This window comes from Glycomyces xiaoerkulensis, assembly GCF_002798405.1.
Taxonomy (GTDB): domain Bacteria; phylum Actinomycetota; class Actinomycetes; order Mycobacteriales; family Micromonosporaceae; genus Glycomyces; species Glycomyces xiaoerkulensis.
The window spans coordinates 19,611-43,473 of sequence record NZ_PGGV01000028.1; the positions used below are offsets into that span (position 1 = coordinate 19,611).

At 71.6% G+C, this 23,863-nt stretch carries 26 protein-coding genes; 4 read left to right on the top strand and 22 right to left on the bottom strand.

Features of this window, described 5'->3' with window-relative positions; genetic code table 11:
* Positions 1-158: 158 nt before the first annotated feature.
* The 5 genes from CUT39_RS10195 to CUT39_RS10215 all read right to left on the bottom strand — a co-directional run bounded on the left by CUT39_RS10195 (position 159) and on the right by CUT39_RS10215 (position 5,105).
* Positions 159-1,205 (bottom strand): NAD-dependent epimerase/dehydratase family protein, encoded by a 1,047-nt coding sequence (locus CUT39_RS10195; protein WP_100446182.1) that lies wholly within the window; start codon positions 1,203-1,205, stop codon positions 159-161.
* 39 nt (positions 1,206-1,244) lie between these two features.
* Entirely contained in the window at positions 1,245-1,721 is a 477-nt protein-coding gene (locus CUT39_RS10200; protein WP_100446184.1) for a DUF2267 domain-containing protein, read from the bottom strand.
* Positions 1,722-1,879: 158 nt separating this feature from the next.
* The gene (locus tag CUT39_RS10205) at positions 1,880-2,323 is read right to left on the bottom strand and encodes a hypothetical protein (protein WP_157930591.1); all 444 of its coding nucleotides are present in this window, start codon (positions 2,321-2,323) and stop codon (positions 1,880-1,882) included.
* A 65-nt stretch (positions 2,324-2,388) separates the two neighbouring features.
* Positions 2,389-2,856 carry a phage holin family protein gene (locus CUT39_RS10210; RefSeq protein ID WP_100446188.1) on the bottom strand — a complete coding sequence of 156 codons (468 nt, stop codon included), beginning with the start codon at positions 2,854-2,856 and terminating at the stop codon, positions 2,389-2,391.
* A 140-nt stretch (positions 2,857-2,996) separates the two neighbouring features.
* A complete protein-coding gene (locus tag CUT39_RS10215) occupies positions 2,997-5,105 on the bottom strand; it encodes a catalase (RefSeq protein ID WP_100446190.1) in 2,109 nt (702 codons plus the stop codon).
* A 178-nt stretch (positions 5,106-5,283) separates the two neighbouring features.
* On the opposite strand from CUT39_RS10215, the gene CUT39_RS10220 reads away from it, so the two are divergent.
* Positions 5,284-5,709, top strand: coding sequence for a CBS domain-containing protein (locus tag CUT39_RS10220; protein WP_100446192.1), 426 nt, complete (start codon positions 5,284-5,286; stop codon positions 5,707-5,709).
* A 102-nt stretch (positions 5,710-5,811) separates the two neighbouring features.
* Here CUT39_RS10220 and CUT39_RS10225 read toward each other — a convergent pair whose 3' ends face one another.
* Positions 5,812-6,300 carry a DUF4383 domain-containing protein gene (locus tag CUT39_RS10225; protein WP_198587037.1) on the bottom strand — a complete coding sequence of 163 codons (489 nt, stop codon included), beginning with the start codon at positions 6,298-6,300 and terminating at the stop codon, positions 5,812-5,814.
* A gap of 180 nt (positions 6,301-6,480) precedes the next feature.
* Between CUT39_RS10225 and CUT39_RS10230 the strand changes: the two genes are divergently transcribed.
* Together CUT39_RS10230 and CUT39_RS10235 are read left to right on the top strand one after the other, a co-directional pair.
* Positions 6,481-8,316 (top strand): transketolase, encoded by a 1,836-nt coding sequence (locus tag CUT39_RS10230; protein WP_100446309.1) that lies wholly within the window; start codon positions 6,481-6,483, stop codon positions 8,314-8,316.
* 97 nt (positions 8,317-8,413) lie between these two features.
* On the top strand, positions 8,414-8,833 hold the full coding sequence (locus CUT39_RS10235; RefSeq protein WP_100446196.1) for a CBS domain-containing protein: 420 nt from the start codon (positions 8,414-8,416) through the stop codon (positions 8,831-8,833).
* A gap of 54 nt (positions 8,834-8,887) precedes the next feature.
* Here CUT39_RS10235 and CUT39_RS10240 read toward each other — a convergent pair whose 3' ends face one another.
* Positions 8,888-9,535: a UdgX family uracil-DNA binding protein gene (locus CUT39_RS10240; RefSeq protein ID WP_100446198.1), complete on the bottom strand. Its 648-nt coding sequence runs from the start codon at positions 9,533-9,535 to the stop codon at positions 8,888-8,890.
* A gap of 184 nt (positions 9,536-9,719) precedes the next feature.
* Between CUT39_RS10240 and CUT39_RS10245 the strand changes: the two genes are divergently transcribed.
* On the top strand, positions 9,720-10,565 hold the full coding sequence (locus CUT39_RS10245) for an SDR family NAD(P)-dependent oxidoreductase (RefSeq protein WP_157930592.1): 846 nt from the start codon (positions 9,720-9,722) through the stop codon (positions 10,563-10,565).
* 48 nt (positions 10,566-10,613) lie between these two features.
* Here CUT39_RS10245 and CUT39_RS10250 read toward each other — a convergent pair whose 3' ends face one another.
* The 15 genes from CUT39_RS10250 to CUT39_RS10315 form a co-directional block, all read right to left on the bottom strand.
* The gene (locus CUT39_RS10250; RefSeq protein WP_100446200.1) at positions 10,614-11,477 is read right to left on the bottom strand and encodes an RNA polymerase sigma factor SigF; all 864 of its coding nucleotides are present in this window, start codon (positions 11,475-11,477) and stop codon (positions 10,614-10,616) included.
* A 529-nt stretch (positions 11,478-12,006) separates the two neighbouring features.
* Positions 12,007-13,749, bottom strand: a complete 1,743-nt coding sequence (locus CUT39_RS10255) for an acyl-CoA mutase large subunit family protein (protein ID WP_100446202.1) — start codon at positions 13,747-13,749, stop codon at positions 12,007-12,009.
* A gap of 98 nt (positions 13,750-13,847) precedes the next feature.
* Complete coding sequence (locus tag CUT39_RS10260; RefSeq protein ID WP_100446204.1) at positions 13,848-14,249, bottom strand: Rid family hydrolase; 402 nt, start codon at positions 14,247-14,249, stop codon at positions 13,848-13,850.
* Between the two features lie 12 nt (positions 14,250-14,261).
* Entirely contained in the window at positions 14,262-14,996 is a 735-nt protein-coding gene (priA, locus tag CUT39_RS10265; RefSeq protein ID WP_198587039.1) for a bifunctional 1-(5-phosphoribosyl)-5-((5-phosphoribosylamino)methylideneamino)imidazole-4-carboxamide isomerase/phosphoribosylanthranilate isomerase PriA, read from the bottom strand.
* 13 nt (positions 14,997-15,009) lie between these two features.
* Positions 15,010-15,627 (bottom strand): imidazole glycerol phosphate synthase subunit HisH, encoded by a 618-nt coding sequence (gene hisH / locus CUT39_RS10270; RefSeq protein WP_100446208.1) that lies wholly within the window; start codon positions 15,625-15,627, stop codon positions 15,010-15,012.
* An 8-nt stretch (positions 15,628-15,635) separates the two neighbouring features.
* Complete coding sequence (locus tag CUT39_RS20255; RefSeq protein WP_157930593.1) at positions 15,636-15,797, bottom strand: hypothetical protein; 162 nt, start codon at positions 15,795-15,797, stop codon at positions 15,636-15,638.
* Positions 15,794-16,402, bottom strand: coding sequence for an imidazoleglycerol-phosphate dehydratase HisB (hisB, locus tag CUT39_RS10275; protein ID WP_100446210.1), 609 nt, complete (start codon positions 16,400-16,402; stop codon positions 15,794-15,796). Before hisB ends, CUT39_RS20255 begins: the two co-directional genes overlap by 4 nt.
* Positions 16,399-17,502, bottom strand: coding sequence for a histidinol-phosphate transaminase (locus CUT39_RS10280; protein WP_100446212.1), 1,104 nt, complete (start codon positions 17,500-17,502; stop codon positions 16,399-16,401). Before CUT39_RS10280 ends, hisB begins: the two co-directional genes overlap by 4 nt.
* On the bottom strand, positions 17,499-18,806 hold the full coding sequence (gene hisD, locus CUT39_RS10285; RefSeq protein WP_100446214.1) for a histidinol dehydrogenase: 1,308 nt from the start codon (positions 18,804-18,806) through the stop codon (positions 17,499-17,501). The genes CUT39_RS10280 and hisD overlap by 4 nt, the downstream gene beginning before the upstream one ends.
* Positions 18,807-18,851: 45 nt before the next feature.
* Positions 18,852-19,505 carry a DUF2567 domain-containing protein gene (locus CUT39_RS10290; protein WP_100446216.1) on the bottom strand — a complete coding sequence of 218 codons (654 nt, stop codon included), beginning with the start codon at positions 19,503-19,505 and terminating at the stop codon, positions 18,852-18,854.
* A 57-nt stretch (positions 19,506-19,562) separates the two neighbouring features.
* Complete coding sequence (locus tag CUT39_RS10295) at positions 19,563-20,450, bottom strand: MinD/ParA family ATP-binding protein (RefSeq protein ID WP_232805695.1); 888 nt, start codon at positions 20,448-20,450, stop codon at positions 19,563-19,565.
* Positions 20,451-20,847: 397 nt separating this feature from the next.
* On the bottom strand, positions 20,848-21,792 hold the full coding sequence (locus CUT39_RS10300) for an RluA family pseudouridine synthase (RefSeq protein ID WP_232805696.1): 945 nt from the start codon (positions 21,790-21,792) through the stop codon (positions 20,848-20,850).
* Positions 21,789-22,448, bottom strand: a complete 660-nt coding sequence (locus CUT39_RS10305; protein WP_232805697.1) for a signal peptidase II — start codon at positions 22,446-22,448, stop codon at positions 21,789-21,791. The genes CUT39_RS10300 and CUT39_RS10305 overlap by 4 nt, the downstream gene beginning before the upstream one ends.
* Positions 22,421-22,876 carry a TraR/DksA family transcriptional regulator gene (locus CUT39_RS10310; RefSeq protein ID WP_408611133.1) on the bottom strand — a complete coding sequence of 152 codons (456 nt, stop codon included), beginning with the start codon at positions 22,874-22,876 and terminating at the stop codon, positions 22,421-22,423. Before CUT39_RS10310 ends, CUT39_RS10305 begins: the two co-directional genes overlap by 28 nt.
* Positions 22,877-23,233: 357 nt before the next feature.
* Positions 23,234-23,839 carry a hypothetical protein gene (locus CUT39_RS10315; protein WP_198587040.1) on the bottom strand — a complete coding sequence of 202 codons (606 nt, stop codon included), beginning with the start codon at positions 23,837-23,839 and terminating at the stop codon, positions 23,234-23,236.
* Between the last annotated feature and the right edge of the window lie 24 nt (positions 23,840-23,863).

The following is a 23,863-nucleotide window of genomic DNA, read 5'->3' on the forward strand; positions in this document are numbered from 1 at the left end:
GCCTCCTTGGGGGTGGTCCAATTATTCAAAGTGACCGCTAACACCAAGAGATGGGGCGTACAGCGGCCGCTACGCACTGGTGATTCCCCCACAACCTAACTCATTTGATCGATACGTACCACCGCCGGTTCCCGGGCCGGCTCAGCCGCTGGGATCGGTCACGGCCGTCGGCCGACGCCGGTGGCCAGTTCGTGGGCGCGCCCGCCTTCGGTCTTCTCCCGAAGCGGCGGGGTCGGCAGGCCCGCCCCGCTGCGCAGGCCCTCGATGAACTCGCCGAGCGCCTCGTCGGCGCTGTGGTGCGGGACCCACCCGAGTTCGGAGCGGACGCGCGCGGTGTCCATGACCGGGAGGCGGTCGAGGACGTCGAGCAGCTCCGGCGGGGCCGGGACGAGCCGGGCCCGGTAGGCGGTGGCCAGTGCCGCCCGGGCGGCGGTGAACGGCATGGGGACCGGGCGGGCGCCGAGCATCGCGGCGATCGAGCGCATGTCCGTGTCCGATTCGCCGGCGACGTTGAACGCCCCCGCGGCCGTGCCGAACAGGGCCGAGCGGAACGCCTCGGCCAGGTCGTCGGCGTGGACGGCCTGGATCCGGATGCCGTCCACGACCGGCATCGCCGGAACCGCCCGGGGCGTGGCCAGGCGACCGGGCAGGAAGGGCCCGGCGAACAGCCTCCGCTGCTCGGCGGCGGCCTTGCGTTTGAACACGAACCCGGGCCGGAACCGGACGGTCCGGACCTCGGGGTGGCGGGCCTCGAACAGGTCGAGCAGCCGCTCGACGTAGGCCTTCTCCCGGGAGTAGGCGGCGCCGGGCCAGCCGTCGGTGGGCCAGGACTCGTCGACCGGGCGGTGGTCGGCCCGGGGCGAGTAGGAGGCGATCGAGGAGCTGTAGATCAGCGACTTCACCTCGGCGCGCGCGGCCGCCTCGAACACGCGCTTGCTGCCGATGGCGTTGGCCCGCCAAGTGACGGCCGGGTCCCGCGCCGGCTGGAGCAGCCAGCCCAGGTGGACCACGGCGTCGCGGTCGGAGAAGAGCGGGTCGAGATCGTCCTCGGCCAGGTCGGCGGCGACCCACTCGGTGCCGGGCACCGACCACTCGGGGCGCCGTCTGGCGATGCCGCGGACCGAGGCGACGCGATCGTCGCCTGCCAGGGCCCTGATGAGGCTGGTGCCGATATTGCCCGTAGCGCCGGTCACGGCGATGCGCATGCCATCCATGAGGCCCCGTATACCCTCGACCGACGCGGACTATTCGGGGTGCTGCGCGGACCGGTCACCGGACGGGTTCCGCCGCCGGCCCGTCGACGCTTCCTCGGTGGGCATCCGGCCGGCGCTGCCGGCCTCCACCAGCGGCCGGAGGTCGTCGGGCAGGGCGTCGTGGACCTTCGCCATCGCCCCGCCGGTGGTGGCCTGTTCGACCAGTTCGAGCACCACGCGGCAGTGGTAGAGGGCCGCCGACTCGTCGGCGTGCTCGCGGTCGGCCACCCGGTGGACGAACTCGCCGAACCCGAAATGCTGCCCGGTGCCCGCATGGTCCGGTTTCATCGAGCGGCGCAGATGCTCGCCGATCTCGATCGGCAACTGCGAGGCCAGCTTGCTCGCGAGCTGATCGGGAATGCGCTCGCCCAGCGTCTCCAGGGTGGCGCGGGTGGCGCCTTCGGCGGCTCCGCGGCTCGGCAGGTGGGCGCGATCCTGAACCAGGCCGATGAACTGATCGTGCTTCATGGCTCCCCCTTCATAGGCGGGCGGCGAGTACCCGGTTCGGGGTTGCCTACACACGGTGGGGATCGTCCGCGGTCAGGTCCCCGGCCCGGGGAGACCATGCCGGGCTGAGACGCGGGCGGCCCGGCCGCCGCTCGGGCGGCCGGGCCGCGGCTCATCCGCTACCGGTGGTGCGAGCGGCGCCGGGCGCGGCGTTGCAGGTGCGGCCGCAGGCCCCCGACCGCCTCGCCCAGCTCGTGCCCGGCCGAGGCGAGGTGCTTGCGGGTGCCCTTGCCGTTGCCGTTCCGGTGGTTGCGCACCACGCGCCAGGTGCCCACCGCCGCGATCGCCGCGCCGACCCCGGCCATCGTGACCGTGAACGGGTGGCGCCGCGCCGGCGCGAACGGCCCCCTGGCCGCCCGGCGGCGGGCCCGGGCCTGCTCGTCGAGCCCGAACTTGTGGCGCAGCTCGGCCACGTCGTCGTGGATCCGCCCCCTGGTGTGCACCGCATCGCGGCGCAGCTCGTCGGTCGTCCTGTACCGGTCCGCCATCGCCGCGGCCTCGGCCCACCGCAGGCGGGCTTCGGCCCGTTCGGCCTCCTCGTCGGTGCCGGCGGGCATCCCCACGCCCGGCGGGGGCTCCGTCCCGGGTCCGGGAGGGACGGCCGCGCCCGGTGGTATCGTCCAACCGCTCATGGTTCCATCCTCCCCTCCATGGCCCGCACGTCGTCGCGGGCCCGCTCCAGGGTCTCGTCCGGTACCGGGGGCACCGCCCGGCGCACCTTCGGCCACGCGACGAGGGCGACGATCCCACCGAGCACCAGCAGCCCGGCGCCGCCGACCAGGGCGGCGAGCCAGGCCGGCCACACCATGGCCAGTGCGATGACGCCGGCGCCGGCCAGCGCCGCGCCCCCGTAGAAGGCCAGGGCGCCGGCGACCGCCAGCAGCGAACCGCCGACCGCGCCGCGCTTGGCCTTCTCGGCGACCTCGCGGGAGGCCAGGCGCGCCTCGACGCGGGCCAGGTGGGCGACCTGGTTGCTCAGATCTCCGACCAGGTGTCCGACCGAGTGATCGCGGTCGTCCCAGGCGCGCCGCCTGGTGGCCGTGTCGCCGTCGGCGCCGGTGAAGGTCATGCCCTCGGGGTCGCTTCGAACCTCCATGTCCTCACCCCTTCCGGCCGCGCTCGGGCGCGTTCGAACGCGGCCTCGTTCGTCTTTCGAGCGGCACTTGATGTGGTTGCTTCCGGCGTGGATCCCGGCGTGCGGTGGGTTCCCCCGGTGCGGGAGCGGAAACCCGGCCGCTAGGCGGACACTTCGGCGGTGTCGCGGTCCCAGCGGCGGTGCCGCGCGACCTCGGCGGCGAAGGACTCGAAGAAGTCGCCCGGCACGTCGTGGCCGGAGGCGGTGGAGGTGACCACGCCGACGTCGGCCTCGGCCCCGGCCGAATCGGCGATGCGGGCCTCGACGCCGCAGGCGCGCAGCAGGTCGAGTCCGGCGCCGAATCCGGCGACGGCCTTGAGGTGCTTGTACGCCTCGGTGACGAAGTGCATCGCGTAGCCGCTGCGGGAGAGCGCGGCGACGCTGTCGGGCCCGCACGGGACGGCGACGGCGTCGTACAGCACCGACGCCTCGGTCCGGAGGGCCTTGTCGACCTCCAGGTCGCCGCCCTCGACGGTCATGACGCGACCGTCGGCCGGAGCCAGGATCTCCGGGACGGCGCCGCGGCGGCGGAGGTCGTCGGCCAGGCGCGTGGTCCCGGCGCCGTCGACGCCGTCGGCGACCAGGATCGCGACCTTGCGGGTGGCGACCGATTCGACCGGGTCGGTGAGCTGCGACAGCGCCGGTGAGCTGCGGCCGTGGTTGGGGACGGCGGCCTCGGTCGGGATCGGCACGCCTATGCCCTCGGCGACGCGGCCGGCCAGGTCGAGGTCGACATGGCGGAGCTCCTCGACCACGCGGCGCCGGATGGCCTTGTCGGTGACCTTGCCGAGTTCGAAGCGGAACGCGGCGACCACGTGCTCGGCCTCGGGCCCGGTCATGGAGTTCCAGAACAGGGTGGCCTGGCTGTAGTGGTCCTTGAAGCTGTCGCTGCGCTTGCGGATCTTGGCGCCCTCGACCTTCTCGGCGTGGTGGGTGTAGGAGCCGGGCTCGCCCGGGGCGGGTGAGCCGGAGTCGATGGAGTTCTTCGCGTACGCGGCGCGTCCGGAGTGTATGCGCTGCTGGCCGTAGCCGTCGCGCTGGCCGTTGTGGACCCCGGCGACCGGGCAGTTGATCGGGATCTGCGCGAAGTTCGGCCCGCCGAGGCGGATCAACTGAGTGTCCAGGTACGAGAAGTTGCGGGCCTGCAGGAGCGGGTCGTTCGTGAAGTCGATGCCCGGCACGACGTTGGCGGTGTGGAAGGCGACCTGCTCGGTCTCGGCGAAGAAGTTCTCGGGATTGCGGTTGAGCGTCATCTTCCCGACCGGCCGGACCGGGACCTCCTCCTCGGGGATGAGCTTGGTGGCGTCGAGCAGGTCGAAGTCGAACTTGAACTCGTCCTCGGGCGGCACCAGTTGCACCCCCAGCTCGTACTCGGGATACCGTCCCGCTTCGATCGTGTCCCACAGGTCGCGGCGGTTGAAGTCGGCGTCGGCCCCGGCGACCTTCTGGGTCTCCTCCCACAGCAGCGAGTGCGATCCCAGCAGCGGCTTCCAGTGGAACTTGACGAAGGTGCCCCGGCCCGAGGCGTCGACCAGGCGGAAGGTGTGGACGCCGAAGCCCTGCATCATCCGGTAGCTGCGCGGCAGCGCCCGGTCGGACATCAGCCACATCATCATGTGGATCGTCTCGGGCTGGAGACCCACGAAGTCCCAGAGCGTGTCGTGGGCCGAGGCCGCCTGCGGGATCTCGTTGTGCGGCTCGGGCTTGACCGAGTGGACGAAGTCGGGGAACTTGATGCCGTCCTGGATGAAGAACACCGGCATGTTGTTGCCGACCAGGTCGTAGTTGCCCTGCCGGGTGTAGAACTTGGTGGCGAAGCCGCGCACGTCGCGGACGGTGTCGGCCGAGCCGCGGGATCCGGCCACGGTGGAGAACCGCACGAACACCGGGGTGACGATCCCGGGGTCGGTGAGGAACTCCGCGACGGTGTAGTCGGAGAGCCAGGAGTCGTAGGGGCGGAACTCGCCGTAGGCGCCGGCGCCGCGGGCGTGCACCACGCGCTCGGGGATCCGCTCGTGGTCGAAGTGGGTCAGTTTCTCCCTGAAGTGGAAGTCCTCCATCAGGGTGGGGCCGCGCTCACCGGCCGAGAGCGAGTCGTCGGTGTGGTCGACGCGCACCCCCTGCTGGGTGGTCAGGGCCTGGTCCTCGTCGCGGACCCTGGCGGCCTCGAGCTGTTCGTCCTTCGCGTCGCGAGCGGATTCACCGGCCATGTCGAACGCCTCCCGGTAACAGATCGGTCACAGCGGAACCGGCGGATACCCGCAGGCCAGACGGCTAAACGGGGCCCGTCCGCGGCCAGGGCCCGGGCCGCGGCGGGCATAGTGGCGCCTCGCGCGGGGTAGTCGACCCGCCAGGGGTAGGAATCCACACCACGAGGAGGGAACGGGCATGGCCACCGCACGCGAGATCATGCATACGAACGCGATCTGCATCCAGAGCCACGACACCGCCGCGAACGCCGCGCGGGCGATGGCCGAGAACGACGTCGGCGCGCTGCCGATCTGCGACGCCGAAGGCACGGTCACCGGCATGGTCACCGACCGGGACCTCGCGATCCAGGTCCTGGCCGCCGGATTCGACGCCGAGACCTACGAGATCGGCGACCTGCCGCAGACTTCCACGCCGATCATCGCCGATCCGGACCGGGACGCCGACGAAATCCTGGCGACGATGGCCGGGCAGCAGATCCGGCGGGTCCCGGTGGTCGAGAACGGCAGAGTGATCGGCATGATCGCCCAGGCCGACGTAGCCCGGGAACTGCCCGAACCGGTCGTCGGCGAGACCGTCGGCGCCATCTCCGAGCCCACGACCTGAATCCTGCGGGGGAGACGGCCGCCGGCCCGGCGCGAACTCAAGGGGGGAGGCAGCGCCGGGCCGGCGGCCCATTCTCGTGAGCGGGCCGGGCTCGGTCCCCGATCATTCGGGCCCGAGCAGGTGGACGCCGGAGCTGTGCGGGGTCGGGTGGCGCGGCATCGTCGCCAGCAGCACCAGCATGAGCACGCCCAGCCCCAGGTGCAGCAGGTCGTCGGCGAGGTTCACCGGCACGAAGTTCGCGGGGTGGTCGCCGGGCACGACCAGTCCGTACACGCCGAGCAGGAGATAGGCGAGGGCGCCGACCAGCAGGAACCAGACCGCACCGCGCAGGAACCAGGACAGGAACGCGCCGATCACGCCGATCCCGATGTGCACGATGTTGTGCAGGACCGAGACCTGGAACAGGCCCAGCAGCCTCGCCTCCGATTCCGGGCCGGCGAACTCCATCGCGTCGTAGTTCGCGGTGATTCCCGGCAGGAAGCCCAGGGCGCCGATCACTACGAACCCCAGCGCGACCGCGACCGCGGCGTCCTGGACGGGGGTCACCTCGCCTCGCATACCGCGTGAGGCGGCTCCGGAAGCCTTGGCCATCGTCGATCCCTCCTCCGGGTGCGGGACTTGGCGCGCGAGCCGGTACGAATCCGGTATACCCGCAGGAAGCGGGCCCGACACGTCGCCCGGGGACCGGTTTCACGCGCGGGGGCTCGGGTAGCCCCCGAGTCAGGGCCGCAAGGCCGCAACCCGCTTCCGGAGGAGACGGCCATGACCACCATGGACACCCACACCGTCGATCTCGCCGAACTCGCCCAGCAGCTCCGTACCGACGCCGTCCGCTGCTCGTCCCGAGCCGGCTCCGGTCACCCCACCTCCTCGATGTCCGCCGCGGACCTCATGGCGGTCCTGCTGGCCGGACACTTCAGGTACGACTTCGCCGAACCCAAGCTGCCCGGCAACGATCGGCTCATCTTCTCCAAGGGCCATGCCTCGCCGCTGCTGTACGCGATGCTGCGCGCCGCCGGCGCGATCGACGAGACCGAACTGCTCACCTACCGGCGCCTCGGCAGCAGCCTCGAGGGCCACCCCACCCCGCGCCTGCCGTGGGTCGACGTCGCCACCGGCTCGCTCGGCCAGGGCCTGCCGATCGGGTCGGGCATGGCCCTCGCCGGGCGGCACCTCGCCCGAGTCCCCTACCGGGTGTGGGTCCTGTGCGGCGACGGCGAGATGGCCGAGGGCTCGATGTGGGAGGCGTTCGCCGCCGCCGGGTACGAAGGGCTGAACAACCTCACCGCCATCATCGACGTCAACCGGCTCGGCCAGCGCGGCCCCACCCGCTTCGAGTGGGACACCGACGCCTACGCCCGGCAGATCCGCGCCTTCGGCTGGAACGTCGTCGACATCGACGGGCACGACACCGACCAGATCGACCGCGCCTACACCGCCGCCGAGGAGACGCCTGACCGGCCGACCGCTATCCTGGCGCGCACCAAGAAGGGCAGGGGCGTCGCCGCCGTCGAGGACCGCGAGGGCGCCCACGGCAAACCGCTGCCGGCCCCCGACGACGCGATCGCCGAACTCGGCGGACCGCGCGACCTCCGCGTCCAGGTCGCCGAGCCCGATTTCCGCGAGCCCCGGCCCGGGCCGCCGGGCCGGGCGGTCGAACTGCCGCCGTTCGACATCGGCTCGAAGGTCGCCACCCGCGACGGCTTCGGCCGGGCGCTGGCGGCGGTCGGCGACGCCAGTCCCGATGTCGTGGTGCTCGACGGGGAGGTCGCCGACTCGACCCGGGCCAAGCACTTCGCCGAGGCCCACCCCGACCGGTTCTTCGAGTGCTACATCGCCGAGCAGCAGATGATCGCGAACGCGGTCGGGATGCAGGCGCTCGGCTGGGTGCCCTACGCCGCGACGTTCGCGGCCTTCCTGACCCGCGCCCACGACTTCCTGCGGATGGCCGCGATCGGGGGCGCCGATCTGCGCCTCGCCGGCTCGCACGCGGGCGTGTCGATCGGCCGCGACGGGCCGAGCCAGATGGGCCTGGAGGACCTGGCGATGCTGCGGCCGATATGGCGCAGCGTGGTGCTCTACCCGTGCGACGCCAACCAGTGCGCGCACCTGACCGCGACGATGGCCGACCTGCCGGGCATCAGCTACCTGCGCACCACCCGGTCCGAGACGCCGGTCATCTACCGTCCCGACGAGGTCTTCCCGGTGGGCGGCAGCCGGACCCTGGTGTCGTCCTCGCACGACCGGGTCACGATCGTGGCCGCCGGGGTCACCGTCTCCGAGGCGCTGGAGGCCTCCGAGCGGCTCGCCGACCTGGGCGTGCCGGCGCGCGTGATAGATGCTTACTCCATCAAGCCGGTCGACGCCTCGACGCTGCGGCAGGCCGCCGCCGAGACCGGCCGGGTGCTCACCGTCGAGGACCACTGGCCGGCCGGGGGCCTGGGCGACGCGGTGCTGGACGCGCTGGGCGGGCGGCTGCCGGAGGTGCGGTTCAACAAGCTGGCCGTCCGCGGCATGCCGGCCTCGGCGAGCCCGGCCGAGCAGCTCGCGGCCGCCGCGATCGACGCCGACGCGATCGTCAACGCCGCCCAGAGGCTGGTGGCCTGAGGCTTAGAACCCCAGCGCAGGGGTACCCGCCTGGCGCATTCGCAGTGGCCCGGCAGTCGGTGCCGGGGCCGGGGGGCTATGAGAGGAGCTGAGGCACATGGCGACCGCGAGAGAGCTGATGCATCCGGGCGTGACGTGCGTGCGCAGCGATGACACGGCCGCGAACGCGGCCCGGATGATGGCCGAGATGGACGTGGGCGTACTGCCGATCTGCGGGGTCGAGGACGACAAGATCAAGGGCATGGTCACCGACCGCGACCTGGTGGTCAGCGTGATGGCCGCCGGCAAGGACCCCGAGCAGTACACGGTCGACCGGCTGCCGCAGGGGCACCTGATCCTGGCCCAGGCGGGCGACGAGGCCGACGGCATCCTGGCGAAGATGCGGGAGCACCAGGTGCATCGGGTGCCGGTCATCGACGAGGGCCGGCTGGTCGGGATCATCGCGCTGGCCGATGTGGCCCGCAAGTTGCCCGAGGACCGGGTCGGCGAGGTGGTGGAGTCGATCTCCCAGCCGTGAGCGCGAAGACGACGCCGGGGGCGCCGCGTGGAGGGGACGCGGCGCCCCCGCGTGCTATGCCATGGTTTCGGCGGCCTTGCGCAGGTCGACGATGAACTGGGCGAAGGCGTCTTTGCGTTCGGGGTCGCGCAGCCGCAGCACCGCCGAGGGGTGCACGGTCGCCATCAGCCTGGTGGACTCGGTGAGGCCGTCGAATACCAGGTCGTGGAGGACGCCCCGCTGGCTGTTGAGCCGGAATTCCGGCCCCATCAGGGACTGGGCGGCGGTGGCGCCGAGAGCGACGACCAGTTCGGGGCGCACGGTGTTGAGTTCGGCGATGAGCCAGGGGCGGCAGGCGGTCACCTCGCCGCGGCCGGGCTTTTTGTGGATGCGGCGGCCCTCGCTCTGGAGGCGCACGAACTTGAAGTGCTTGACGGCGTTGGTCACGTAGGCGGCGGAGCGGTCGATGCCGGCCTGCTCGAACGCCTTGTCCAGCAGCCGCCCGGCCGGACCGGTGAACGGTGCGCCGCTGCGGTCCTCGTCGTCGCCGGGCTGCTCCCCGACGAAGGCGATGCGGGCGTCGGCGGGGCCGGAGCCGAAGACGGTCTGCGTGGCGTCGCGGAACAGTTCGCAGCCTTCGCAGGTCTCGGCCGCCTCGCGGAGCCGGTCGATGCCGCCTTCCGGCGGCAGCCACCGCTCGGCGCCGGGTCGGCTGGGCGTCATCGTGGTCTCCTCGGTCGGGAATCGGTGGGGCCGCTCGGACCTCGATACCGGGATACCCCGGCCGCGGGCCGCGACACGTATCGGACACCCGGTGGTTTCGTGGAGCACGTCGGCCGGCCGGGGCGGCGGGGAATGGCACTCCACATCGGGCTTAAACCGGGGGGCGGCGGGTACCGCGAACCACATGAGAATAACTAAGAACCGGGTGGTGGCCATCACCGGCGCCTCCAGCGGCGTCGGCCGCGAGGCCGCCCTGGCATTCGCCCACAAGGGAGCAATCGTGGTGCTCATCGCCCGCCGCAAGGGCGCTCTGGAGCACGTTGCCGCGCAATGCAGACCGACCGCGTCCGCAGTGCTCGTCAGACCCGCCGACGCCGCCGATGAGTCTGCGATCGAGTCCGTGGCCTCGGATGTGTACAGACGATTCGGCGGGATCGACGTCTGGGTCAACGCGGCTTCGGTCAACATGCTCTCGTCCTCCGAACGCTACCCCGACGCGGAGTGGCGGCGCCGGATCGAACGCCGCCTGTTCGACACCTACCACGGCCTCCGCACCGTCGTCCCCTACTTCCGGGCGCAGGGCACCGGCGCCATCATCAACGTCCCCTCGATCCTCAGCCGGCCCGGAGAGCCCTTCCACGAGGCGTTCGCCGCGGGCAAGGACGCCATGCGCGCGGTCACCCACTGCCTGCGGCGCGAGGTCGTCGACATCCCCGGCGTGACCGTCAGCGCCGTCGTGCCCGGGCCGGTCGAACCGGCCCAGCCCCGGCCGGAGGACGTCGACCCGTACGCGCCGCTGGAGCCGGTCCTCGACCCCTGGCGCGGGGCGCGGGCGGTGGTGGCGTGCGCCAAGACGCCGCGCGGCGAGCTCCTGGTCGACCCCGCGCCCCGGACGCTGGCGAAGCTGGTCGGCATGACCCGGGACGCTTTCGAGCGGCTCGTGCACCGGCGCGGCGAACGGGACCGCATCATCGGAACGCTCGATCAGACCATGGAGCACCACCTGGTGCTGCCCGGCCGGGAGCGCTGAGCGGGCCGGGCGCATGGGAGCGGCCGGAGTCGGGCACTCCGGCCGCTCTCAAAGGGCCGCGCCGGCGCGAGGATCGGGAGCGCCGGCCGGGATCCGATCAGCGCGGCGGTCGATTAACGGGCTGGCGCTGGTCAGCTCTTTACGCAGCTCCGACAGCATGCGGTTGAGCAGACGGGAGACGTGCATCTGCGAGATGCCGACCTGCTCGGCGATCTGCGTCTGCGTCATGTCCCCGAAGTACCGCAGCGCCAGGATGCGGCGCTCGCGCTGCGGCAGTTCCTGGATGAGCGGCACCAGCGCCTCGTGGTTCTCCACGAACTCGAGCGCGGCGTCCTCCTCGCCGACCGATTCGGCCAGCGGCGCGCGCTCCTCGTCCTCGAACGGCGACTCGTCCAGCGAGACCGACCGGTACGCCTGCCGGGCCTCGTAGCCCTCCTCCACATTCTGGTCGCTGATGCCCAGATGCTCGGCGAGCTCGGCGATGGTGGCCGGCCGTCCCAGCCGCTGAGCAAGCTCGCCGTTGGCCTTGTTGATCGACAGGCGCAGCTCCTGGAGCCTGCGCGGGACGCGCATGGGCCAACTGGTGTCGCGGAAGTGCCGCCGCACCTCGCCCATGACCGTCGGGACCGCGTAGGAGAGGAAGTCGGCCCCCTGTCCGGGGTCGAAGCGGTCGACCGCGTGGATCAGGCCCACCGAGGCCACCTGGACCAGGTCGTCCTTGGATATGCCTTTGCCGGAGAACCGCTGGGCGATGTGCTCGGCCAGCGGCAGGTACCCGGTGACCAGGTGCTCCCTGACCTCCGCCCGCCGCGGATCGTCCTCCTCGAGGGCTCGCAGTTCGCCGAACAGCGGCGCCAGATGACCGTACTCGTTCGAACCTATGCGTCCCTTCTGTGCCTGTTTGTCCGTCATGGTTTACCGTCCTCTGCCCGTGCTGTTGCTGACCGCCGGCGGACTTCGCCGGCTTGCTGTATGGGCTGACCGCTTGCGCGGGTGTTTCTGGATTTCCGGGGACAGTCGTACCCAACGAGCTATGAAGGGCGTCTTTTCAAGTTCGGAGTCGGCGCTGCAACGACAACACGATCAGCCTACTACGGCAAGATCACCGTGTCATTGGATTCGCGAATGTTAATTTCCCCATGGGAGTAGTGGTACCCATCACATGACAATTTTCATGAACATTTCCTGAACGTATGCTTGAAAGATTCTGGCCATTGAAGTGGGACAACGGATGACACAGAGTGACTCTAGCAACTCCCATAACAGGGGAAACAAGCCCTGATTGGGCTCGTTATTCATGCTTCCGCCGCTGTAGTTCGCATTCATTCGCGCTATCGCGACGCATCCGTGAGCCCCTTACACAACACATTGTGGAACCTCCATACAGAAAACGGAATCTTAAGGAGGCGGACTTGGAATAACCACTGAAGGAAAGGCGAGCCTAAATTCCGGCCGTTTCGCGGTACTCGCCCCACTCCCCGCGCAATGCGCCGCAGATCTCCCCCAGGGTCGCCTCGGCGCGGGCCGCCTCCAGCATCGGCTCGATGAGGTTGCCCCCGCCCCTGGCGACCTCGACCATCCGCGCCAGCGCGGCGTCCACCGCCGCCCGGTCGCGCCCGGAGCGGCGGCGTTCCAGCTCGTCACGCTGCTCGCGCTCGATCTGATCGGAGATCCGCAGGATCTCCAGCTCCGGGGTGACGGTGTCGGTCAGCTCGGTGACGCCGACGATGTGCTTGGCGCCCGACTCGAGCTGCCGCTGGTAGGCGAAGGCCGCCTCGTGGATCTCGGCGTTGAACCAGCCGTCCTCGATGCCGCGCAGGATCCCGGAGGTGACCGGCCCGATCTCGTGGCGGCCCGGATCGGCGAGGGCCCGGCGGGTGACCTCGGCCGGATCGTCGCCCTCGCCCGCCTCGCCGCCGAGCGCGAGGATCTGGACGAACAGGTCCTCGGCGGCGGCCTCGATCCGGTCGGTGAGCGCCTCCACGTACCAGGAGCCGCCGAGCGGGTCGGCCACATTGGTCACACCGGTCTCGTCGCGCAGCACCGACTGGGTGCGCAGGGCGATCTCGGCGGACTGGTCGGTCGGAAGGGCCAGCGTCTCGTCGAGGGCGTTGGTGTGCAGGGAGTTCGTGCCGCCCAGCACGGCCGCCAGCGCCTCGACGGCGGTGCGGACGACGTTGTTGTACGGCTGCTGAGCGGTGAGCGAGACCCCGGCGGTCTGAGTGTGGAAGCGGAGCCACTGGGCGCGTTCGGTCTCGGCGCCGTACACGTCGCGGAGCCACTTGGCCCAGATGCGGCGGGCGGCGCGGAACTTGGCGACCTCCTCGAAGAAGTCGAGGTGGGCGTCGAAGAAGAACGACAGTCCCGGCGCGAAGCGGTCGACCTCCAGCCCGCGCGAGAGGCCGAGCTCGACATAGGAGAACCCGTCGGCGAGGGTGAAGGCGAGCTCCTGCGCGGCGGTCGAGCCGGCCTCGCGGATGTGGTAGCCGGAGACCGACAGGGGCTTGTAGCGGGGGATGTTGGCCTCGCAGTACTCCATCAGGTCGCCGATGAGCCGCAGGTGCGGCTCGGGCGGGAAGAGCCACTCCTTCTGGGCGATGTACTCCTTGTGGATGTCGGTCTGGAGCGTGCCGTCCAGAGTCGACAGGTCGACGCCCTGCCGCTCGGCCGCGGCCAGGTACATGCAGAAGATGGGCACGGCCGGGCCCGAGATGGTCATCGAGGTGGTGGTCTTGCCGAGGTCGATGCCACCGAACAGGACGTCCATGTCGGCGGCCGAGTCGATGGCGACCCCGCAGTGGCCGACCTCCCCGGCGGCGAGGGGCTCGTCGGAGTCGCGGCCCATGAGGGTCGGCATGTCGAAGGCGACGCTGAGACCGCCGCCGCCTGCGGCGAGCAGCATCTTGTAGCGCTCGTTGGTCTGCTCGGCGTTGCCGAACCCGGAGAACTGCCTGATGGTCCAGGCGCGACCGCGGTAGCCGGTGGGGTAGAGCCCGCGCGTGTACGGGTACTGGCCGGGCCAGCCGATGCGCTCCATGCGCGGATCGGCATCGCCCTCGGGCGGTCCGTAGACCGGGTCGACCTCCATGCCCGACAGGGTGGTGAAATCGGCGTCGCGCTTCGAAGCGGCCTCGTACCGCTTCGCCCAGCGCTCGCGCGCCGCGGCGATCTGGTCAGGGTCCACGTCGGCACCTCGTCTTTCCCGGCGGAGCAGGCGGGCCGTGCATCGGTTCAAGGCCCATGGTACGCGCTTCCTGAACGATCGTTAAGGACCGGGCGTCGTCACTCGACGTCGCGCCAGGCGCGGAAGGCCTCGAGCTCGACCGCGACGAGCTGCCCGGCCTGCAGGAGCCGCGCGACGGTCACGACGGTGGCGGTCGGCCTGACCACGCCGAAGAACTCGCCGTGGACGCGGCCGACAGGGTCGGCGTGGGCCGGGTCGGTCACGTAGATGCGCGAGCGCACCACGTCCGCGACGCTCGCCCCGGCGTGGACCATGGCGTCGAGCGCGGTGCGGAAGGCCTCCTTGGCCTGGGCGGCCGGATCGTCGAGCAGGTGCTCGCGGCCCTCGAGTTCGGCCGCGCAGGCGCCGGTCACCACCAGCGGCCCGACCGCGACCGCCCGCGAATAGCCGTAGAGCTGCGCCCACGGCCCCGTCTCCTCCACCCGATGGACCAGAGCCATGCGCGCCCCTCCCTAGTGCTCGCGCTCCTTCAAGAGGGTCAACGCCTCAGCGACGGTGAAGTTACGCTCGTAGAGGGCTGTGCCCACAATCACACCTTCGACGCCGACATCGGTCAGGCCGGCCAGCGCCCGCAGGTCCTCGAGCGAGGACACGCCGCCGGAGGCGATGACCGGTTTGTCGGTGGCCGCGCAGACGCCGCGCAGCAGGTCGAGGTTGGGACCGGAGAGCATGCCGTCGCTCTTGACGTCGGTGACGACGTAGCGCTCGCATCCGGCCCGCTCCAGGCGCTCCAGGGTCTCGTACAACGCGCCGCCCTCGCGGGTCCAGCCGCGCGCGGCCAGGCGGCCGCCCTTGACGTCGAGGCCGATGGCGACCCGGTCGCCGTACTCGCCGCAGATCCGGTCGCACCACTCGGGGTGCTCGATCGCGGCGGTGCCGATGTTCACCCGCCGGGCGCCCGAGTCCAGGGCGCGCCGCAGACTCTCGTCGTCGCGGATGCCGCCGGTGACCTCGACCTGCATGTCCACCGCGGCGACCACCCGAGCCAGCAGCTCGTGGTTGGTGCCGCGCCGGAAGGCCGCGTCGAGGTCGACCAGGTGCAGCCACTCGGCGCCCTGCCGCTGCCACTCGAGGGCGGCCTCGAGCGGGTCGCCGTACTGCTTGCCGGAGCCCGCGACGCCCTGCACGAGCTGGACGGCCTTGCCGCCGGTGACGTCGACGGCGGGCAGGAGCTGTAGTCGGTTCATCAGGCAGAGTCCTTCAGGTCAGGTCTTCGATCCAGTTGGTGAGCAGGACCCGTCCGGCGTCGCCGGACTTCTCGGGGTGGAACTGGGTGGCCGAGACCGCGCCGCGTTCGACCGCGGCGATGAACGGCCCGCCGTGGGTGCAGGTGGCGACCAGCGCCCCGGGCGGCGCGGTCTTGGCGGCGTAGGAGTGGACGAAGTAGAACCGCTCGGCCGGGCCGATCCCCGCGAACAGCCGCATGCCTTCGGGCGCTTCGACGGTGTTCCATCCCATGTGGGGGATGCGGTCGGCCTCGAGCCGGTCGACCCGGCCTTCGAGGACGCCGACGCCTTCGGTCTCGACGCCGTGCTCGACGCCCTCGGCGAACAGGACCTGCTCGCCGACGCAGATGCCGAGCACCGGGGCACCGGCGGCGGCCCGCTCGCGGATCACCGCGTCGAGGCCGTGCTCGGCGACCCCGGCCATGCAGGCGGCGAAGGCGCCCACGCCGGGCACCACGAGCCCGTCGGCGCGGCGGGCGGTGTCGAGGTCACCGGTGAGCTCGACGTCGCCTCCGGCCCGCTCCAGGGCCCGGAAGGCCGAGCGGAGGTTCCCCGAGCCGTAGTCGAACAGGGCGACGGTGGGACTTGCCACTGGAACTCCTAGCGATAGATCAGGTAGATGCCGCCGCCGAACGCGGCCAGCGCGATCACCGCGCAGATGAGCGAGGCGGCGTACTTCTCGTGCTTGCGCAGGCTCTGGGCGCCGCCCAGGAGTATGCCGGCGATGGCCATGAGCAGGATCGGTCCGAGGTACTCGTTCAAAGCACGCCCTTGGTGGACGGGATGTCCTCGCCTTCGATCCTGGTCGCGTACTTCAGGGCCCGCGCCAGGGACTTGAACTGGGCCTCCACGACGTGGTGGGCGTCGGGCTTCTGCCCCGGGTTGGCCGCGCGCAGCACGGACACGTGCAGGCAGATCCGCGCGTGGTAGGCGAAGGACTCGAGGATGTGGCGGGTCATCGAGGTCGGGTAGTCGGTGCCGATCATCGGGGCGAGCTCGACCGGTTCGTCGTGGACCATGTAGGGCCGACCGGACAGGTCGACCACGGACCGGGCGAGGACCTCGTCGAGCGGCACCGAGGCGTCGGCGAAGCGCACCACGCCGCGCCGGTCGCCGAGGGCCTCGGCGAAGGCCTGCCCGAGGGCGATGGCGGTGTCCTCCATGGTGTGGTGGGAGTCGATGTGCAGGTCGCCCTTGACGTTGATCCGCAGATCGAATCCGCCGTGCTTGCCGAGCTGGTGGAGCATATGGTCGAAGAATCCGACGCCGGTGGCGACCTCCACGGTGCGCTCGGACCCGTCCAGGCCGACCTGGACGTCGACGCCGGTCTCACCGGTGGTGCGGGTGATGTGCGAGGTACGGCTCAACGCTGCTCTCCAAACAGTTCCGGGCTCTGCTCCATGACCGTCTCGAAGGCGCTCAGGAGCGCGGCGGTCTCCTCTTCGGTGCCGGCGGTGACCCGCAGGCGGCCGGGGAGGCCGACGTCGCGGATCAGCACGCCCTGGTCCAGGACGGCCCTCCACACCGCGGGTGCGTCGGCGAGGCCGCCGACGAGCACGAAGTTGGCGTCGGAGTCGGCCACCGGCAGGCCCGCCGCGCGCAGGTGTTTGACGATCCGGTCGCGCTGGTGCTTGAGCGCGTCGACCTCGGCCTGGAGCCGGGAGGCGCACGCGAGGGCTCCCCGCGCGGCGGCCTGGGTCAGGCTCGACAGGTGGTAAGGAAGCCGCACCAGCAGCAGTTTCTCCACCAGTTCGGGATCGGCGGCGAGGTAGCCGACGCGGGCCCCGGCGAAGGCGAAGGCCTTGCTCATGGTGCGGGTGACCACGAGCCGCCGGCGTCCTTCGAGGCGGCTCAGCGCGGTCGCGGCGGGGTCGCGGGCGAACTCGGCGTAGGCCTCGTCGACGACGACGATGCCGCGGGCGGCCTCGCAGGCGGCGTCGATGACGTCGGTACCGAGCGCGGTCCCGGTCGGATTGTTGGGCGAGACCAGGAAGACCAGGTCCGGGTCGTGCTCGGCGACGGCCTCGCGCACGTGGCCGGGGCTGAGGGTGTAGTCGGCCTCGCGTCCGGCGTCGACGAAGGCCGTGCCGGTGCCGCGCGCGAGCAGCGGGTGCATCGAGTACGAGGGCATGAAGCCCAGGACGGTGCGGCCGGGCCCGCCGAAGGCCTGCAGCAACTGCTGGAGGATCTCGTTGGACCCGTTGGCGGCCCACACGTTCCGGGCGGTCAGGCCGTGCCGCAGGTACGCCGCCAGGTCCTCCCGGAGCGCCGCGGCGTCGCGATCGGGGTAGCGGTTGAGGCCGCGGACCTCGCGCGCCAGGAACCGCTCGACGACCTCGGCGACGTCGTCGGGGATCGCGTAGGCGTTCTCGTTGGTGTTCAACTGCACCGGCACGTCAAGCTGGGGCGCGCCGTAAGGCCGCTGCCCGCGCAGGTCCTCGCGGAGCAGGTTCTCGATCTCGCTCACGGTGCGAACCTAGCCGAGACCGCCTCGCCGTGGCCCGGGAGGTCCTCGGAGTCGGCGAAGGCCACCACGTCGTCGGCCACCGCCCGGAGGGCCTCGCGCGAGTAGTCGACGATGTGGACCCCGCGCAGGAAGGTGTGGACGCTCAGCCCGGCCGAGTGGCGGGCGCAGCCGCCGGTCGGCAGCACGTGGTTCGAGCCGGCGCAGTAGTCGCCGAGCGAGACCGGCGAGTGGGCGCCGACGAAGATCGCCCCGGCGTTCCGGACGCGGTCGGCCACGGCGCGGGCGTCGGCGGTCTGGATCTCCAGGTGCTCGGCGGCGTAGGCGTCGGCCACGGCCACGGCCTCGTCGAGGTCGGCCACCAGGATGGTGCCCGACTGCTCCCCCGCCAGCGCGGTCGCGATGCGCTCGCGGTGGCGGGTGGCCGGGACGCGGCGTTCGAGTTCGGCGTCGACGGCCTCGGCCAGCGCGGCCGAGTCGGTGATGAGCACGCTGGCGGCGGCCGGGTCGTGCTCGGCCTGGCTGATCAGGTCCACGGCCACGTGGACCGGATCCGCCGTGTCGTCGGCGATGATCGCGATCTCGGTGGTGCCGGCTTCGGTGTCGGTGCCGACCAGGCCGCGGACGGCGCGCTTGGCGGCGGTGACGTAGATGTTGCCCGGGCCGGTGATCATGTCGACCGGTTCGCACTCGCCGGCGCCGTGGGCGAACATGCCGATCGCGGCGGGGCCGCCGACGGCGTAGACCTCGTCGATGCCGAGCAGGCCGCAGACGGCGAGGATGCCCTGGTCGGGCAGGCCGCCGTTGCTCTGCTGGGCCGGGCTGGCGAGCGCGATGGAGCCGACCCCGGCGATCTGGGCGGGGACGGCGTTCATGATGACGCTGGAGGCGAGCACGGCGAGCCCGCCGGGCGCGTAGAGGCCGACCCGGCCGACCGGGACGTAGCGCTCGGTGACCGTGCCGCCGGGGGCGACCTCGGTGGCGACCTCGGGGAGGCGCTGGGCCTCGTGCGCGGCGCGGGCCCGGTCGACGGCGGTCCGGTAGGCCCGCCGGAGGTCTTCGTCGAGTTCGCGCTCGGCGCTCTTCACGGCGGCCTCGGGGACGCGCAGGTGCTCCAGATGCACGCCGTCGAAGCGCTGGACGGTCTCGACGACCGCTTCCTTGCCGCGGTCGGCGATGTCGTCCAGCAGCGGCTGGATCTGCCGCAGGGCCGCGTTCACGTCGAAGACGGCGCGCGGCAGCAGCCCGCGCAGGGCGCGGGCCGGGTAGTCGGCTACTGCTCCTGAAAGGTCGATGCGTCTGAGCACGCTACAAGCGTAGTGGCAGCTCGTCGGCCCGCGACGGGGATACCGCTATTCGGGAACGCGCGCCCGCAGACTGGGCCGACGCGACCAGCCCGCGCAGACGGTGTAGGTGAACACCGCGGCGAGGGCCATGACCGCGAGCGCGCCGAGCTGGAGCGAGCCGAGCGCCCCGGTGAGGTCGCCGGCGAGGAGCGCGTCCCAGGCCGCGGCCGGGTCGAGCTCGACGAACAGGACCGAGGGCGGGCGCCACATGTGGACGCCGGACGGGGCGGCGCGGGCGGCCTCCCAGAACGACTCCCATTCGTGCCTGCCCAGTCGCCAGGCGACGGCCTGGCAGGCCACCGAGCCGACCGTGAGGCCCAGCAGGACCGCCGGGCCGCGGCGCTCGCGCATGACCGCCCAGGCGATCATGGCGGCGGCGATGCCGAGCAGGAGCCCCAGCCCGGAGAAGTAGAGGTCGGCCAGGACGTAGCCGTCGGGCTGGCTCTCGGTGGGGACCCAGCCGCCTTCGACGGTGAGGTACTCGACCCTGGGGGTGATGAGCTGCCAGAGCATCGCGAACGGGAAGCCGAGCGCGGTCAGGATGACTGCCAGGACTCCGGCGGCGAGCAGGTCTCGTCCGAGGGTGCGCTCACCGCGGTCGGCGGCCGGGTCTTCGGGGCCGGGCCGGAGCTCGGCGGTGCGCTCGGCGTCGTCAGTCACGCCGACGATCCTGCCACAGCGCCGCAACGCCGTACCGCGGGACGTTCGCGGCCGGCCTTACAACCCGTCGACGATGGTGGCGGCTGCGTCGTACCAGGCGGCCCGGGTGGACTGGCGCAGCCCGGAGAACTCGATCTTCGCGCCCGGTTCCAGGGCCGGGTCGTAGGGCACGACCGCCACCGCTCGGGTGCGCGAGGAGAAGTGCCGGCGCAGGTCGTCCAGGAGCGGGCCGGCGTTGGGTGTGGGCATCGACAGCAGCGTCACGGCGTTGCTGACCAGGTTCCCGTAGCCGTTCTCCTCCAGCAGGTCCAGCATCCAGTCGGCCGCGAACGCGGCGTCCTCGCGGGGCACCGTGGTGACCACGAGCCGGTCGACCGAGGCGACCACGGTGCGCCAGTTGTGGGACTCGACGTTGTTGCCGGTGTCGATGCACACGACCTGGTGCGTGCGGGTGAGGATGTCGAGCACCCGCAGCACGGTGGTGGGATCGAGATGGCGTTGGAGCTTGGGGTCCTCGTCGCCGGCGAGGACGTCGAAGGAGCCGTCGGAGGAATGGCGCAGGAATTCGTCGAGGTGCTCGGGAAGGTGCACGCCGGCGGCCTCGACCTCGCTGAGGTGTTCGACCAGGTGCCGGATGGTGCGGCCGTGCCGGGCGGAGCCGGCGCGCAGGCCGAGCGTGCCGCGGAGTTCGTTGTCGTCCCAGGCGATGATGCCGCCGCCGCGGGCGTTACCCATGGCGGCCGCCGAAAGGACCGTGGCGGTGGTCTTGTGGACCCCGCCCTTGGGGTTGATGAACGCGATGACCCGGCTGCGGCCCAAGTCGCGGCGGAGCCGCTCCATCGCTCCCTCGCTCGGCTCGGCCTCGGGCGGAGCCGGGCGCCGCGGTTGCGGGGGCAGGCCCTGCGGCGGGCGCGGGGGCGTCTGCGGCGGGAGCTGCTGCGGCACCGGTCGGCGTCCCGCGGTGGGTACCGACGGGTTCGGTGGTGCCGAGCGCGGCGCCTCCGGCGGGGAAGCGTGCGTTTCGCGCTGCGGCGGGGTGGGCGCCTGCTGGGCGCCGCCGCGCCCGCGCCCTCGTCCAAGCAAGTTCCGCCACCGGGACCCGTTATCCGGGCGATCACCGTTCCAGGCTTCGGGTGAGCCCACGCGCAACCTCCTCTCGGCCAGATCGTTTCACCACACCATCCCGGTTGGATCCACTACTACCCGCGACTATTAGAACACAACGATCTCTCAAGGCCGGTTGTGAATCGCGGGCCACGGCTCGCCGGGGTCGAGGCATGCATCACGTCGAGCGCATCGCGGCGCCCGACGTCCATGGTTCCACTCGCAGTCTAGTGGTTCCTCATTGCTCGGCCCGCAACCGCGCCAGGGCCCCGGCGAGATCCTCGGGGTAATCGCTCTCGAAAGCCACGGTCGCACCGGTCCCGGGGTGGACGAACTCCAGCCGGTAGGCGTGCAGCCACTGCCTGGCCAGGCCCAGCTTCTCGGCCAGGACGGGGTCGGCCCCGTAGGTGGTGTCGCCGATCAGCGGGTGGCCGAGGGCCGCGAAGTGGACCCGGATCTGGTGGGTCCGGCCCGTCTCCAGACCGACGTCCATCAGCGAAGCGCCGGGGAAGACCTCGATGGTGTCGTAGTGGGTGATGCTCGGCTTGCCTTCGGCGACCACCGCCCACTTGTAGTCGTGGCGCGGGTGCCGCCCGATCGGCGCGTCGACCGTCCCGGTGAGCGGATCGGGGTGCCCCTGGGCCATCGCCCGGTAGCGCTTGGAGACGCGCCGCTCCTTGAACGCCCGCTTCAGCTCCGCATAGGCGCGTTCGCTCTTGGCGACGACCATGGCGCCGGAGGTGCCCGCGTCCAGGCGGTGCACGATGCCTCGGCGCTCTTCGGCGCCGTAGCTGCTGAGATGGAATCCGGCTGCGGCCAGTCCGCCGGTCACCGTGGGGCCGGTCCAGCCGGGACTGGGGTGGGCGGCGACGCCGACCGGCTTGTCGACCACCACGATGTCGTCGTCGTCGAACAGGACGTCCAGGCCCTCCACCGGCTCGGCCGGGGCGGCCAGGACGTCGGCGGGCGGCGGCGGCAGCGTCACTTCGAGCCAGGCGTCGGCGTTCACCCGCTCGGACTTGGTCGCGCACGGGCGGCCGTCGACGGTGACGTCCCCGGCGGTCACCAGCTCGGAGGCGACGGTGCGCGACAGGCCCAGCAGGCGGGAGACGACCTGGTCGATCCGCTGGCCCTCGAACCCTTCGGGGATCGGCACCGAGCGGGTCGGGCGCTCGGCGATCACCGCTCCTCCTCCGACCGGTCGGCACGGCGCGAGGCCGGCGAGAAGCCGTGGCCGGTCAGCTCCAGCAGGACGATCAGGATCACGCCGCATACGAGGGCGGAATCGGCCAGGTTGAAGATCGGGAAGGCCTGGCCGTGCGGCCGGAAGACGCTGATGAAGTCGACCACGTGCCCCATGCCGATGTTCGACTCGGTGAAGAAGCCGCCGAGGCCGCCCTCGAACCAGGCCGAGGGGACCGACGGCGCGCGCAGGACCCGGTCGATGAGGTTGCCGGCGGCCCCTCCGAGGACCAGGCCGAGCGCGATCGCCCACGCCGGGTAGACGATCTTGCGCCCCAGGAGGATCAGGAACCCGACCACGCCGGTGGCGATGATCGCCAGGACCCAGGTGTAGTCGGTGGCGAGGCTGAAGGCCGCGCCCGGGTTGCGCGTCAGGCTCAGATGGACCAGGCCGCCGAGCAGCCGCACCGGCTCGGACGGGTCCAGGTGGTTCACCGCGAGGGCCTTGGTGAGCTGGTCCAGCCCGATCACGAACGCCGCGATCAGGAAGTAGGCCACCATCAGGCCCCGGCGGCGCTCCGGCGCTCGCTCCTGGTCGGCCACGGCGGTATCGGGATGCGTGTCCTCGCTCAGCGTCGCTCCTCCAGCTCTTTGCAACTGACGCAGAGCGTAGCCGACGGGAACGCGGCGAGCCGAGCCGCCGGGATCGGCTTGCCGCACCTCTCACAGATCCCGTAGTCGCCGTCGTCGAGCCGTTCGAGCGCGTGCCGGACCTGCCGGATGCGCTCGGAGATGGCGCCCGCGAGCGCCACCTCGTGCTCGTGCTCGACGGTCTTGGAGCCGGAGTCGATCTGGTCGTCGCCGGCGGTGTCCGACAGGCGCTCACGCTGCGCGGTCGCGATCGAGTCGACGAAGCGCTCCTGCTCGTCGACCAGCTCGTCGAGGCGTTCCTTGAGTGCGGCGCGGAGCTCGGCCTGCTCGGACTCGGTGCGGCTCGGCTTCGCGGCCTTCGCCGAAGCGGCGGACTCGGCCGCCGGTTTCGCGGACTTTCTCGCAGTGGTCTTCTTCGCAGTGGCCTTCTTCACAGCCGCCTTCTTCGCGGCGGCCTTCTTGGCGGCGGTCTTCTTCGCCGCTTTCTTGGCGGCCTGCTTCTGCGGCTTCTTGGCAGCACTCATGACGGGCCTCTTGAGGGGTGTGTCGGTATCGGTTCCGGTAGTTCGTCCGGGACGCTACCCAGGTGGGCACGCGCGCTCCTCCCGGATCGGGCGTCGTGCATCCTGGCTCCCCAAGTCGCGTACCTCATGACACCTCGTCAAGACGAGGACAAGCGCGGTGAGGTCCGAAACTGTGGACGCACGCCGCGCAATTAAGCTCACAGGATACGCAACTCCTGCAAGTAGGTCAATTACTTCGGGAACTCGCCCGCCGACCGTCCGTGCGGATCAGCGGCCGGCGGCCTGGGGCACGAGGAGCTGCGAGGCCGGCTCGCACAGCGAGCACGGGCCGAAACCGAGATCGAGGGCCTCGGCGACCGGCAGCGACTCCGGATCGCGGCCGACCAGGTGGACGCAACCGGCCAGGTGGAAGCGGGGGCGGCCGTCGACGACGGACACCTGGGCGTCCAAGCGCCGCAGGCCCGCGGCCTCGACGCTGGACATCCGCTGCTCGGGCGGCTCGTCGCCCATGTCGTCGGACGACTGGTGGCGGCCCCGGGCGTTCTGCCGCGGCGGGGTCTCGAACCTGACCTCCGGCTCCCGATCGACCTGGTAGTCGGTGGGCTCGAACACCCGGCCGCGGACCACCGGGATCTCGGTGGTCGGAGCGTCCCCGAACCCGATCCGCGCCAGCTCCTGGGTGTCGTCGGCGGCGGGCCGCCGCTCCGGAGCCGGACGGCGCCGGGACCGCGCGGCGACGCCGAAGTAGAGCGCGACCGCGGCGGCCAGGCTCGCCGCGATCGAGGTGAGCAGCAGCCGGTCGCTGCCGCTGACGATGCCGATGGTCAACAAGACCGCCGCGGTGAAGAGGATCAGCAGGCTGCTGACGATCACGACGAGTCGCCTCCCCCAGCACGG

Bases quoted from the DNA above. Each gene is read 5' to 3' on its own strand.
- CUT39_RS10215 (WP_100446190.1), bottom strand. From the start codon at position 5,105: ATGGCCGGTGAATCCGCTCGCGACGCGAAGGACGAACAGCTCGAGGCC.
- CUT39_RS10240 (WP_100446198.1), bottom strand. From the start codon at position 9,535: ATGACGCCCAGCCGACCCGGCGCCGAGCGGTGGCTGCCGCCGGAAGGC.
- CUT39_RS10200 (WP_100446184.1), bottom strand. From the start codon at position 1,721: ATGAAGCACGATCAGTTCATCGGCCTGGTTCAGGATCGCGCCCACCTG.
- CUT39_RS10230 (WP_100446309.1), top strand. From the start codon at position 6,481: ATGGACACCCACACCGTCGATCTCGCCGAACTCGCCCAGCAGCTCCGT.
- CUT39_RS10225 (WP_198587037.1), bottom strand. From the start codon at position 6,300: ATGGCCAAGGCTTCCGGAGCCGCCTCACGCGGTATGCGAGGCGAGGTG.
- CUT39_RS10250 (WP_100446200.1), bottom strand. From the start codon at position 11,477: ATGACGGACAAACAGGCACAGAAGGGACGCATAGGTTCGAACGAGTAC.
- CUT39_RS10210 (WP_100446188.1), bottom strand. From the start codon at position 2,856: ATGGAGGTTCGAAGCGACCCCGAGGGCATGACCTTCACCGGCGCCGAC.
- CUT39_RS10220 (WP_100446192.1), top strand. From the start codon at position 5,284: ATGGCCACCGCACGCGAGATCATGCATACGAACGCGATCTGCATCCAG.
- CUT39_RS10235 (WP_100446196.1), top strand. From the start codon at position 8,414: ATGGCGACCGCGAGAGAGCTGATGCATCCGGGCGTGACGTGCGTGCGC.
- CUT39_RS10245 (WP_157930592.1), top strand. From the start codon at position 9,720: ATGAGAATAACTAAGAACCGGGTGGTGGCCATCACCGGCGCCTCCAGC.
- priA (WP_198587039.1), bottom strand. From the start codon at position 14,996: ATGAACCGACTACAGCTCCTGCCCGCCGTCGACGTCACCGGCGGCAAG.
- CUT39_RS10260 (WP_100446204.1), bottom strand. From the start codon at position 14,249: ATGGCTCTGGTCCATCGGGTGGAGGAGACGGGGCCGTGGGCGCAGCTC.
- CUT39_RS10195 (WP_100446182.1), bottom strand. From the start codon at position 1,205: ATGCGCATCGCCGTGACCGGCGCTACGGGCAATATCGGCACCAGCCTC.